Source organism: Undibacterium sp. GrIS 1.8, assembly GCF_040544445.1.
Lineage (GTDB): Bacteria > Pseudomonadota > Gammaproteobacteria > Burkholderiales > Burkholderiaceae_D > Undibacterium.
Genome location: NZ_JBEONQ010000014.1, coordinates 67280 through 79522, shown reverse-complemented (window position 1 = coordinate 79522; position 12243 = coordinate 67280). Strand labels below are relative to the sequence as shown.

The following is a 12243-nucleotide window of genomic DNA, read 5'->3' as shown; positions in this document are numbered from 1 at the left end:
TACAAGATCGTTATTTAGTCAGGACGTAGCCTTTGAGTTTAGAAAATGCCGTATCCAGCAATGCTTTTTGTTGTGCGTAGTGCTTGTCGTAGTAACCTACAGCAGGCGATGCGCTAGCTGGACGACCGGCATATGCCAGTTTTTGACCTTCATCCAGACTTTCAAAAATATTGTGCTGAATCTGGAACCAAGGTCCCTGATTTTGCGGCTCATCTTGTGCCCAAACCAATTCAGCCAATTGTGGGAATTTTTTCAACTCAGCTGAGAAGCTCTTATGTGGGAACGGATATAACTGCTCCACACGGATAATCGCCGTATCAGTCTGACCACGCTCTTTACGTGCATTGACCAGATCGTAGTAAATCTTGCCTGAACAAGCGATCACACGCTTCACTTTTTTGGCATCGATCTTGTCATCCACTTCGCCAATCACTGTATGGAAACTGCCTTTTGCTAATTCAGACAACGGAGACCCCGCATCTTTATTACGCAGCAAGGACTTCGGCGTCATGATGACCAAAGGCTTACGGAACTGACGGATCATCTGACGACGCAAGAGATGGAAAATTTGCGCAGCATTCGTCGGCTGAACTACTTGCATATTATTGTCAGCGCACAACTGTAAGAAACGTTCAGGACGTGCAGATGAATGCTCTGGACCTTGGCCTTCGTAACCATGCGGCAACATCAGCACCAAACCAGAAGCACGACCCCATTTCACTTCGCCGGAGCTGATGAATTGGTCGATAACAACTTGAGCACCGTTAGCGAAATCGCCGAATTGCGCTTCCCAGATTGTCAATGTATTTGGTTCTGCAGTGGAATAACCATATTCAAATGCCAATACAGCTTCTTCTGACAATACAGAATCAATCACGACGAATGGAGCTTGCTTGTCTGAAATGTTTTGCAAAGGAATATAAGTACCTGCATCCCAACGCTCACGATTTTGATCATGCAAAACCGCGTGGCGATGTACAAATGTACCGCGACCGGCATCTTGACCCGTCAAACGAATTGCATAACCAGACGCAACTAAAGATGCATAGGCAAGATGCTCGCCCATACCCCAGTCAAGATTTAATTCACCGCGACCCATGGTTGCGCGGTCGCCCAGAACTTTTTCAACCAGACTATGCGGCTTGAAGCTTTCTGGTACCGTCGTAATACGCTCAGCTAAACGCTTCAACTCAGAAAGAGGTACTGCTGTATCTGCTGCATCAGTCCATTTACGGTTTAGGAAAGGAATCCAATCCACTGCATATTTGTTCTTGAAGTTGGAGATGACCGGATCAACCGTATGCTTACCTGCATCCATAGCATCACGGAAAGCCTTGACCATCGTATCGCCACCATCAGCTGGGATCGTACCTTGCGCTGCCAATTTATCGGCGTACATTTTACGAGTACCAGGGTGCTGAGCAATTTTTTTATACATCAGAGGCTGCGTCAGCGCTGGTGTATCTTGCTCGTTGTGACCTAGCTTGCGGTAGCAAATAATATCAACAACGACATCCTTCTTGAACTCCATACGGTAGTCCAAAGCGATCTGCGTTGCCAGAACAACGGCTTCAGGATCATCTGCATTGACGTGCAATACAGGTGCCTCGATCATTTTTACGACGTCGGAACAATACAAAGTAGAACGGGAATCGCGCGGATCAGATGTGGTAAAACCAATCTGATTGTTGATCACGATATGCACCGTTCCGCCAGTACCATAACCACGTGTTTGCGCGAGGTTCAGCGTTTCCATGACAACGCCTTGCCCTGCAAACGCAGCATCACCGTGGACTAAGATTGGCAAAACTTGAGAACCATCCTTGTCGCCACGACGCTCCATACGCGCCTTAACCGAACCCTCAACTACTGGATTAACGATTTCAAGATGGGATGGATTGAATGCAAGGGACAAATGGACTGGTCCGCCCGGAGTGGAAATATCTGATGAGAAGCCTTGGTGGTATTTAACGTCACCTGCTGGCAGATCGTCACCATGTTTGCCTTCAAATTCAGCAAACAAATCTTGTGGCATCTTACCCAGAGTATTGACCAGCACGTTCAAACGACCACGATGCGCCATACCGATAACGATCTCTTCAACACCACGTTCACCGGCACGTTGAATAGTCTCATCCATGGAGGCGATAAAACTCTCACCACCTTCAAGTGAGAAACGTTTTTGACCAACGTAACGAGTATGAAGGTAGCGCTCTAAACCTTCTGCTGCGGTCAAGCGATCAAGAATATGTTTTTTCTTTTCAGCGGAAAAACTTGGAGTCGAACGAATGGACTCCAGCTTTTGTTGTAACCAACGCTTTTCAGTTGGGTCGCTGATATACATAAATTCAGCACCGATCGAACGACAATAAGTATCGCGCAAAGAATTCAGCAAATCGCGCAATGATGCGGTTTCTGGCCCAAAATAAGTATTGCTAATATTGAACTGGATATCCATATCAGCGTCTGTAAAGCCATAAAAACTAGCTTCAAGTTCTGGGATATTAGGGCGTTCTTGGCGTTGCAAAGGATCCAAATTCGCCCAGTGGCTACCTAAGAAGCGATAGGCAGCAATCAATTGCTGTGCAGCGACACGTTTACGACCCATTTCGGCGTCGGCACTCGCACTGACTGTACGAATAGGACCTTGTTTGGCTCGCTCAGCAAACGAAGCAATCACAGGTGCGTGCGCTACGTCCGGTTTACTTGAGCCATCGACCGCAGGAACGTTTTGCATCGCGTCAAAATACGCGCGCCAGTTATCAGGAACAGATCCGGGATTGTTTAGATACGCTTCGTAAAGTTCTTCTACGTACGGCGCGTTGCCGCCGAACAAATACGAGTTAGCGTTATATTGTTGCATCATCTTGCTCACCTTTCTTCGCGTTTCGCGAGATTAGCGGGTTAATCTAACCTTCCGCGACACGGCCTGACCGGTTAGCGGATTGCACATCAAGTTGTGGGGAAGGGCTGGTTTCTAACTACTCCACTTTTAAATCAAAACTGTCATTCGTATATTTAAAAAAATAACTTTTTTGAATTAAAAATGAATTTACATCTAAAAATCTATTTACTAATTGAAGCATAGCATATTTAATGTAAAAAAAAACGAGTCTAGCTGACTCGCTTTTTTTCAATACCAACTATCCACGCTGATCAATGGGCAATACGGTACGCGTCTGAGATCCGACAAATAATTGACGTGGTCGACCAATTTTTTGCTCTGGATCAGAAATCATTTCTTTCCACTGCGCGATCCAGCCAACTGTACGAGCCAAGGCAAAAATACCCGTAAATAAGGACGTCGGAATACCGAGTGCACGTTGGACGATGCCGGAATAGAAATCGACATTTGGATACAATTTACGAGAAACGAAGTATTCATCTTCCAGCGCAATTTTTTCTAACGCCATCGCAAGTTTAAACAATGGATCATCTTGCAAACCGAGTTCTTGCAGTACTTCATAGCAAGTTTCACGCATTAATTTAGCACGTGGATCATAGTTTTTATAAACACGATGACCGAAGCCCATCAACTTTACACCAGAGTTTTTATCTTTTACTTGGGCGATAAATTCAGAAATATTATCAACGCTTCCAATCTCTTCTAGCATGCTCAAAGCTGCTTCATTAGCACCGCCGTGTGCAGGGCCCCACAAACAAGCAATACCAGCAGCGATACACGCAAATGGGTTTGCTCCAGACGAACCCGCTAGACGAACTGTGGAAGTAGATGCATTTTGCTCGTGATCAGCATGCAATATCAAAATACGATCTAAAGCACGAACCAAAACTTCATTTACCTTATATGGCTCACATGGCGTAGAGAACATCATGTGCATGAAGTTAGCGCTATATGACAAGTCATTACGAGGATAAACAAAAGGCTGCCCAATGGAATACTTATAAGCCATAGCAACCAGAGTTGGCATTTTTGCGATCAAACGAATTGCAGATACTTCACGGTGACGCGGATTATTAATATCGAGGGAATCGTGGTAGAACGACGCTAAAGCGCCTACTGTGCCCACCAGAACAGACATCGGATGTGCATCACGACGGAAGCCGCGGAAGAAAAATTGCATCTGCTCGTGCACCATAGTGTGATTCGTTACAGTAGCAACAAATTCAGCCTTTTGCTCAACTGTTGGCAACTCACCGTTCAATAGCAGGAAACAAGTTTCTAAAAAATCACCACCATTAACCGCTAGTTGTTCAATGGGGTAGCCGCGATACAGCAGTTCGCCTTTGTCGCCATCAATGTAAGTAATCGACGAGTTACATGCTGCCGTTGACATGAAGCCTGGATCATAAGTAAACATCCCTGTTGCGCCATACAATTTACGGATATCGATTACGTCAGGACCAACTGTACCTTTGTAAATTGGCATTTCTAATGATGCAGAACCATCAGAGAAAGATAGTGTGGCTTTTGTTTCAGAATTCGTCATGGCTCTTCCTTCAACATAGAGTTGAGTCGTTAATCAAAAAAACGAGAGAAAATTTTTATCAATAAATCTCTATCAACATCAGGCAATCTGCAAGCGAGCCAAAAGTGCGTGCACGTGCGGCAAATCAACTTCAGCTTCTGGTTGCTTTTTAGCCAGAATAAGGTCCATCAAAGTATTATCAGGCAATTCCATCAATCGACCAAAAGCATCCACTTCATCATCTGTAAGAGATGTCTCATGTAAATCTAAAAAACGAGTGAGTATGAGATCATTTTCCAAAAGACCGCGTCTGGAGCGCCACCTTAGGCGAGCTCGTTTTACGGGGTCACTTTGATGGGATACGATTTTAGTTTCAGACATAATTGCTTTCAATACTGAATTCATATTTCATGCAATTCTTGAGACTGCCGTTTGAAGCAAAACAAAAATTACATAAAATAAGAGCTCCAAATTCAACATTCGTGGAACAACGAACTTGTAGCTCTCGATTGTTTTACTCGATTAAATTCTGCAACGACTAGACAGCTCGCCTAACCATTAACTCTTTAATCTTGCCAATCGCCCTGGTCGGATTAAGACCCTTAGGGCAAACATCAACGCAATTCATGATCGTGTGGCATCGAAACAAACGATACGGATCTTCTAGGTTATCCAAGCGCTCATTTGTCGCCTCATCGCGTGAATCTGCGATAAAACGATAGGCTTGCAATAAACCGGCAGGGCCAACGAATTTGTCTGGATTCCACCAAAACGAAGGGCAAGATGTAGAGCAGCAAGCACACAAAATGCATTCATACAAGCCATCTAATTCTTCACGTTCTGCAGGCGTTTGCAGGCGCTCTTTTTCAGGCGGAATCGACTCGTTCATCAAATATGGTTTGATGGAGTTGTATTGCTTGAAGAATTGCGTCATGTCCACGATCAGATCACGAATGACTGGCAAACCGGGTAAAGGACGCAAAACAATAGGCTCAGTCAACTCGTTCAAATTAGTGGTACAAGCCAAGCCATTTTTTCCATTAATATTCATTGCATCTGAACCACACACACCTTCGCGGCATGAACGACGCAAGGCAAGAGAATCATCAACGTCAGCTTTGATGCGTTGCAATGCATCCAGCAACATTTTGTCTGTGTCTTGCAGCTCAACTGTAAGGTCTTGCATGTAAGGCTTTGCATCCTTGTCAGGATCGTAGCGATAAATTTTAAATTTGAGTGTACGTGCCATTTTATTCTCTTCGCAATTCTTAGAAAGTACGTGCTTTAGGCTTGAAGGTCTCTACAGTCAGCGGCTTGGTAACAACTGGTTTGTAATCCAGACGATTAGCCTCCGAATACCATAGCGTGTGTTTCATCCAATTTTCATCGTCGCGCTTCTCATAATCACGATGCGCATGAGCACCACGCGACTCTTTGCGTGCAGCAGCAGATGTGATAGTTGCTTTTGCGGTTTCAATCAAATTATCCAATTCTAAGGCTTCAACACGCGCTGTATTAAACACCTTAGATTTGTCTTTGAACGAGACGTGCTTACGACGTTCATCCAACTCCATGATTTCCTTGACGCCCTCTTGCAGCAACTCATCAGTACGGAATACGCCACAGTGGTACTGCATTGTTTTACGAATCGCATTCGCGACGTCCTGTACACGCTCGGTACCCGTGCTAGTTTCCAGTTTGGCCAAACGAGATAATGCAAGATCTGCTGCATCCGCTGGCAGATCCTTATTGCTGCGAGCCTTCAAATTGCTGGCAACGATATGATTACCTGCTGCGCGACCAAATACTAGTAAGTCCAACAGCGAATTGGTACCTAAACGATTAGCGCCATGCACTGAAACGCATGCACACTCACCAATCGCATATAAACCATTCACTATTTCATTAGGGTTACCGTTTTTAGGGGCAACAACCTGACCGTAAATATTAGTTGGAATACCACCCATTTGATAATGGATAGTTGGCACTACCGGGATCGGTTCTTTGGTCGCATCAACGTTAGCAAACTTATGTGCGATCTCCAGAATCGATGGCAATCGTTTCTGAATGGTATCCGCTCCGATATGACGCAAATCCAGCATAACGTGATCTTTATTTGGACCGCAACCGCGACCTTCTTTTATTTCCTGATCCATAGAACGGGAAACGAAATCGCGAGGAGCAAGATCTTTTAGTGTCGGTGCATAACGCTCCATGAAACGCTCGCCCTGGCTATTGACCAGAATACCTCCTTCACCACGGACGCCCTCTGTAATCAAAACGCCAGCACCGGCAACACCAGTTGGATGGAATTGCCAGAATTCCATATCTTCCAGAGGCAAACCAGCGCGTGCGGCCATACCCATACCGTCACCAGTATTGATAAATGCATTCGTTGAGGCAGCCCAGATACGACCTGCACCTCCGGTTGCAAAGATGGTTTGCTTGGCTTCTAACATCATCACTTCGCCAGTTTCCATTTCCAAGGCAACTACGCCCAAGACATCTCCATCAGCATCACGAATTAAATCAATTGCCATCCACTCGACGAAGAAATGAGTACGAGCACGAACGTTACGCTGATACAAAGTGTGCAATAACGCGTGACCAGTACGATCTGCAGCCGCACATGCGCGCTGTACTGGTTTTTCACCGAAATTTGCAGTGTGGCCGCCAAACGGGCGCTGGTAAATAGTGCCATCAGCGTTACGATCAAATGGCATACCGAAATGTTCTAACTCATAAACTACTTTAGGTGCTTCACGGCACATAAATTCAATTGCATCTTGGTCGCCCAAATAATCTGATCCTTTTACGGTATCAAACATATGCCAGTACCAATTATCCTCGGACATATTACCTAGTGATGCGCCAATACCACCTTGTGCCGCAACTGTGTGCGAACGCGTCGGAAATACTTTAGACAATACAGCGACGTTCAGGCCAGCTTCTGCCAATTGCAAGGAAGCACGCATGCCAGAGCCACCTGCGCCAACGATCACCGCATCGAAGCGGCGGGATGGAATTGCGGGTTTGATTGCTGCCACGGTTATACTCTCCACAAAATCTGTGCCGCATATCCGACACAAGCGATCAGCCACAAAATAGTGGCGACTTGAAACACCAGACGCAATGCAACGCTGTGCGTCACATAATCCATCCAGATATCACGCATACCTACCCAAGCGTGATAAAACAAACACATAAAGACAGCAAAAGTCGCCAACTTAAACCACTGTTGCGCGAAAATACCTGCCCAGCCTGCATAACTAAAGTCGTTTGCCGTTAAAAACAACCCAAGTAACAACAGGGTATAGAGCGCCATTACGATAGCTGTGACACGTTGCGCCAACCAATCGCGCAAACCATAATGCGCACCAGTGACAAACCGATTAGGCCCAATATTGTTATTTGCCATTTAAAATACTCCAAATAATTTAAGAGCAATCAAAGCAGCCAAAGACAGGCTCACCGCGAATACACCAACGGCAGATTGACGTGCAGAGTCTTTATTCAATCCAACATGAAAATCCATGAACAAATGACGAATACCAGCACAAAAATGGTGCAAATAAGCCCACGACAGCGCCAAAATAATCAATTTAACAAAAATACCCGAAGTGAAATTTTTAAGCACTGCAAATGACAGTTCTGAAGTAATGCTTTTATCCAATAAATACAAAATGAATGGTAAGAGCAAAAACATCAGCATTCCGCTTGCGCGGTGCAGAATAGAAACGAATCCAGCTAGTGGCAGCCGATATCCTGTGGCATCAATCAGCCGCATCACCCCGTAGCGAGGTTTGGCTTTTACTACTTCAGACATAAATAATCTCCCCATTAACTAGTCTGTACATGAACTTTATAATTTTCGCCTATTTTGGTGCATTGCACCAACCAAAAAGACATTTTGCTACAAAATAGTCATATTTTACTGCGAAATCTGAATACGTATTTTGACACGTAATGCCAATAATCGTCTTAGATGACCCGCATTAACTCAGTTCATTACGATAATGGTGCTGGTCGGTCAGATAGAGCCCACGTCGTAACTCGACAGGCTTATCGCCATAGGTAAACGAAATTCGTTCCACCTTTAACAAAGGTGCACCAACATCTAACTGAAGCAAATTAGCGGAAACCTCATCAGCACAAACCGCTCGAATTTCTTCGGACGCTCGGATCATGTGAGTACCAAACTCAGTTTCAAATAAACCGTACATCGGGCCTTTGTATTCATTAAGGCGCTCAGCAGTCAATCCCTTAAAGATCACCCCTGGCAACCACAATTCATCCAAAATGGTGGGTACGTTAGAAAAAGATTGAACTCTGCGGATAAACACAACAGAGTCACCTGACTTGATATCTAGTGCACGCGCAACATCAGCTGGTGCACGGAGCCGCTTGACCTCGATAATTCTGTTCTCAGGATAATGTGGAATGCCAACATCTGGCACCAAGCGCAAAAAACGGAATTGGGAACGCGCCTCATGATGAGTTGCGACAAATGTACCCTTCCCCTGTCTGCGTACAACCAAATTTTCTGCAGATAGCTCATCGATCGCCTTGCGAACAGTACCCTGACTTACCTTAAAACGACTAGCCAATTCCATCTCACTAGGGATCAACTCACCAGGCTTCCACTCGCCCGACTGCAAACTCTGTGTAATCAAAGCTTTAATTTGCTGATATAAAGGGCTAAAAGTAGGAGATGCGCCAGATGTCACATAACCAGGCGCAGCAACACCTACAGTCGAGCTATTAGGATTATTACCCTGATTATTGGCGGTTGGCACAGTAGAATTCATAGACCACAATTTCACCACAGAAAGTAGCATTCCGTCCACAACAAATTAACAAGTAATATGTCTTATATAAGACATAAGATATTGATTGACACTTCGTTCCAGCCAACCTAAACTCCCGTACGAACGAGTTGACAAGAACCAACACCAAAGTCGTCAAGCAGTATTAGTTCTTATAGATTCAAAGTAAAGTAGAAATCCACAAACACCGTAGATTGATATAAAGATTGAAGCTTAATATTGATAGATTAAGAAATTAGAGGTCGCTTGTGAATTTGGCTGACGCGCCCTACTTTCAACGGTATCATTGTGTGCTTTTTATGCCTAATAATCGAGTTTGAAATAATTGATTATAAAGCGTTAAGTCGACATAATTTTCACACCACTTCGGAGATGCATCATGGCAAAATCCCCTATGCGCGTAGCTGTAACAGGCGCTGCTGGCCAAATTGGCTATTCCCTTTTATTCCGCATTGCCAATGGCGACATGCTTGGCAAAGACCAACCGGTTATTCTGCAATTATTAGAGATTCCTGACGAAAAAGCGCAAAAAGCACTTAAAGGCGTCATGATGGAAATCGACGATTGCGCATTCCCATTGCTCGCCAGCATGACCGCTCATAGTGACCCGATGACTGCGTTTAAAGATATCGATGTTGCCCTGTTAGTTGGTGCGCGTCCACGTGGACCGGGAATGGAACGCAAAGATTTGTTGGAAGCGAATGCACAAATTTTTACAGTTCAAGGTAAAGCATTAGATGCAGTTGCTTCGCGTAATGTAAAAATCTTGGTGGTTGGTAATCCTGCAAACACTAATGCGTACATCGCAATGAAATCGGCACCAAGCTTACCGTCCAAAAATTTCACTGCAATGTTGCGCTTGGATCACAACCGTGCGTTGTCACAAGTAGCCGCAAAAATTGGTAAACCAGTTGCCGCAATTGAAAAGCTTTGCGTATGGGGTAATCATTCACCAACCATGTATGCTGATTATCGCTTTGCAACTGCTGATGGCGCATCGGTTAAAGATTTGATCAACGATCAAGAATGGAATAAAGACGTATTTTTGCCAACAGTTGGCAAACGCGGTGCAGCCATCATTGAGGCACGGGGCTTGTCTTCTGCTGCATCTGCGGCAAACGCAGCGATCGATCATGTTCGTGACTGGGTACTTGGCACTAACGGCAAGTGGACAACGATGGGCGTTCCTTCCGATGGATCTTATGGGATTCCTGAAGGTACTATGTTTGGTTTTCCTGTCACAACAGAAAACGGCGAATACAAAATTATTCAAGGTTTAGAAATCGATGCATTCTCTCAAGAACGTATCAACCTTACGCTTAAAGATTTGCAAGAAGAGCGTGACGGCGTAAAACACCTGGTTGGCTGATTTTTATCAGAGGCAAGTTGGTCGTAGTCTATGTCCAACTTGCCAAATCACTTCCTCTCTCATAGCGTGAAGATGCACCCTTCCCAAGTTTTATTTCAGGATCAGGAACAACCGACATTTTTGCCGGTATGTGATCACTATGCCGGATCTGAAAAACTCATGCTTAAGTCTATGGCGCTGCAAAATGCGCTGGGTGCTGTATTTGATATTACATTTGATTGTGAAGATGGCGCCGCAGCAGGCAATGAGGTCGCACATGCAAAACTTGTTGGCAATCTGATTGCATCAGAGAGTAATTATCTGCAGCGAATTGGCGTACGCCTACATGATGTCAACAGCCCTTATTTTGAACAAGATATTGATCTGATTGCACCTGTTGCCGCAGAAAAAATTGCCTATTGGGTACTGCCAAAAGTTGATGGCGTAGAGCAAGTCATCAAAGCCATACAGAAAATTAACCAGTACGCGACGAGTTCTCGACAAAGTCCCGCACCCATTCACGTCTTAATAGAAACTCACGGCGCGTTGGCCAACGCTCATCAAATTGCCGCTTTACCTCAAGTCGAGTGCCTGTCATTTGGCATTATGGATTTTATTTCATCGCATTATGGTGCTATTCCGTCTAGTGCAATGCGATCACCAGGACAGTTTACGCATCCATTAGTCATGCGCGCAAAGTTAGAGATTGCCGCAGCTTGCCATCGTTTCGGCAAAGTAGCGTCACATAATGTAACCACTGAAATCAAAGACACTGCAATTGTCGCAGGTGATGCTAATCGTGCAGGCATCGAATGTGGTTACACTAGAATGTGGAGCATACATCCTGATCAAATTAAGCCCATCGTCAAAGCATTGTCACCAAGAACTGCAGAAATTAACGAGGCAATTACAATTTTGATTGAGGCTCAACAGAATGACTGGGGACCGATACAGATCAACGGACGACTACATGATCGAGCCAGCTACCGATATTATTGGACTTTGTTAAAAAAAGCCCAGCGCTGCCAGTTAGCATTACCAGATTCTGCGCTGATATTATTGTGATTTATCGTAATCGTTATAAAACTCAACAACGTTCCAAGAACTTATGTAATCAGGAGATATGAATGAAGAAAATTATCTACATCGTCAGCTTTATGGCGCTCACGTCCAGCATTTTGTGTTCGCCACTTTTGTCACAAGCGCAAACAACAAGTACCAGCAAAAAAGCAACTGCCAAAACAAATAAAATTGCGGAAAAACTATCTCCAGTAAAAGCTGTACCTGATGAAGATGATTTAGAACCAGACATCACCGAAAATAAAACTTTCGATTACAAATGTGAACTCGGCAATTTCTTCACTATTTATACCAACGCAGACGATGATAAACACGTTGCGATACGTTGGAAAAAACGTCTATATCGTCTTAGCAGAATTGATACGACAACCGGTGCTAACCGGTTTGAAAATAAAAAAGCTGGATTTGTATTTATCGGTATTCCGTCTAAAAGTATGTTGTTAGATTCACGTCATGGCCAACAGTTAGCCAATGAATGTAAAACACCAGATCAAGTTGTAGCAGAAACCGAACGACTCTCGACCGCATCGCAAGCGAAATAAACAAGCGTTTTGTACAT

At 44.5% G+C, this 12243-nt stretch carries 11 protein-coding genes; 3 read left to right on the top strand and 8 right to left on the bottom strand.

The annotated features are described in order from the left end of the window. Positions 1-10: 10 nt before the first annotated feature. The 8 genes from AAKU64_RS08820 to AAKU64_RS08785 form a co-directional block, all read right to left on the bottom strand. The gene (locus AAKU64_RS08820) at positions 11-2866 is read right to left on the bottom strand and encodes a 2-oxoglutarate dehydrogenase E1 component (protein WP_354362018.1); all 2856 of its coding nucleotides are present in this window, start codon (positions 2864-2866) and stop codon (positions 11-13) included. 277 nt (positions 2867-3143) lie between these two features. Further along, a complete protein-coding gene (gltA, locus tag AAKU64_RS08815; RefSeq protein ID WP_322118996.1) occupies positions 3144-4451 on the bottom strand; it encodes a citrate synthase in 1308 nt (435 codons plus the stop codon). Between the two features lie 78 nt (positions 4452-4529). After that, on the bottom strand, positions 4530-4835 hold the full coding sequence (locus tag AAKU64_RS08810; protein WP_503012591.1) for an FAD assembly factor SdhE: 306 nt from the start codon (positions 4833-4835) through the stop codon (positions 4530-4532). A gap of 133 nt (positions 4836-4968) precedes the next feature. After that, on the bottom strand, positions 4969-5679 hold the full coding sequence (locus AAKU64_RS08805) for a succinate dehydrogenase iron-sulfur subunit (RefSeq protein ID WP_322118997.1): 711 nt from the start codon (positions 5677-5679) through the stop codon (positions 4969-4971). Positions 5680-5698: 19 nt separating this feature from the next. Continuing rightward, positions 5699-7477, bottom strand: a complete 1779-nt coding sequence (gene sdhA / locus AAKU64_RS08800; RefSeq protein WP_354330891.1) for a succinate dehydrogenase flavoprotein subunit — start codon at positions 7475-7477, stop codon at positions 5699-5701. Positions 7478-7479: 2 nt separating this feature from the next. Continuing rightward, positions 7480-7848, bottom strand: coding sequence for a succinate dehydrogenase, hydrophobic membrane anchor protein (gene sdhD, locus AAKU64_RS08795; protein WP_354330893.1), 369 nt, complete (start codon positions 7846-7848; stop codon positions 7480-7482). Next, complete coding sequence (sdhC, locus tag AAKU64_RS08790; RefSeq protein WP_354330895.1) at positions 7849-8256, bottom strand: succinate dehydrogenase, cytochrome b556 subunit; 408 nt, start codon at positions 8254-8256, stop codon at positions 7849-7851. 169 nt (positions 8257-8425) lie between these two features. Then, positions 8426-9238 (bottom strand): GntR family transcriptional regulator, encoded by an 813-nt coding sequence (locus AAKU64_RS08785; protein WP_354330897.1) that lies wholly within the window; start codon positions 9236-9238, stop codon positions 8426-8428. Between the two features lie 397 nt (positions 9239-9635). Here AAKU64_RS08785 and AAKU64_RS08780 point away from each other — a divergent pair, with 397 nt between their 5' ends. The 3 genes from AAKU64_RS08780 to AAKU64_RS08770 all read left to right on the top strand — a co-directional run bounded on the left by AAKU64_RS08780 (position 9636) and on the right by AAKU64_RS08770 (position 12226). After that, entirely contained in the window at positions 9636-10625 is a 990-nt protein-coding gene (locus AAKU64_RS08780) for a malate dehydrogenase (RefSeq protein ID WP_354362017.1), read from the top strand. Between the two features lie 72 nt (positions 10626-10697). Next, complete coding sequence (locus AAKU64_RS08775; protein ID WP_354362016.1) at positions 10698-11669, top strand: HpcH/HpaI aldolase/citrate lyase family protein; 972 nt, start codon at positions 10698-10700, stop codon at positions 11667-11669. Between the two features lie 62 nt (positions 11670-11731). Further along, positions 11732-12226 carry a hypothetical protein gene (locus AAKU64_RS08770; RefSeq protein ID WP_354330903.1) on the top strand — a complete coding sequence of 165 codons (495 nt, stop codon included), beginning with the start codon at positions 11732-11734 and terminating at the stop codon, positions 12224-12226. Positions 12227-12243 lie beyond the last annotated feature (17 nt).

Bases quoted from the DNA above. Each gene is read 5' to 3' on its own strand.
- AAKU64_RS08780 (WP_354362017.1), top strand. From the start codon at position 9,636: ATGGCAAAATCCCCTATGCGCGTAGCTGTAACAGGCGCTGCTGGCCAA.
- AAKU64_RS08810 (WP_503012591.1), bottom strand. From the start codon at position 4,835: ATGAATTCAGTATTGAAAGCAATTATGTCTGAAACTAAAATCGTATCC.
- sdhD (WP_354330893.1), bottom strand. From the start codon at position 7,848: ATGGCAAATAACAATATTGGGCCTAATCGGTTTGTCACTGGTGCGCAT.
- AAKU64_RS08820 (WP_354362018.1), bottom strand. From the start codon at position 2,866: ATGATGCAACAATATAACGCTAACTCGTATTTGTTCGGCGGCAACGCG.
- AAKU64_RS08775 (WP_354362016.1), top strand. From the start codon at position 10,698: ATGCACCCTTCCCAAGTTTTATTTCAGGATCAGGAACAACCGACATTT.
- sdhC (WP_354330895.1), bottom strand. From the start codon at position 8,256: ATGTCTGAAGTAGTAAAAGCCAAACCTCGCTACGGGGTGATGCGGCTG.
- AAKU64_RS08805 (WP_322118997.1), bottom strand. From the start codon at position 5,679: ATGGCACGTACACTCAAATTTAAAATTTATCGCTACGATCCTGACAAG.
- AAKU64_RS08785 (WP_354330897.1), bottom strand. From the start codon at position 9,238: ATGAATTCTACTGTGCCAACCGCCAATAATCAGGGTAATAATCCTAAT.
- AAKU64_RS08770 (WP_354330903.1), top strand. From the start codon at position 11,732: ATGAAGAAAATTATCTACATCGTCAGCTTTATGGCGCTCACGTCCAGC.
- gltA (WP_322118996.1), bottom strand. From the start codon at position 4,451: ATGACGAATTCTGAAACAAAAGCCACACTATCTTTCTCTGATGGTTCT.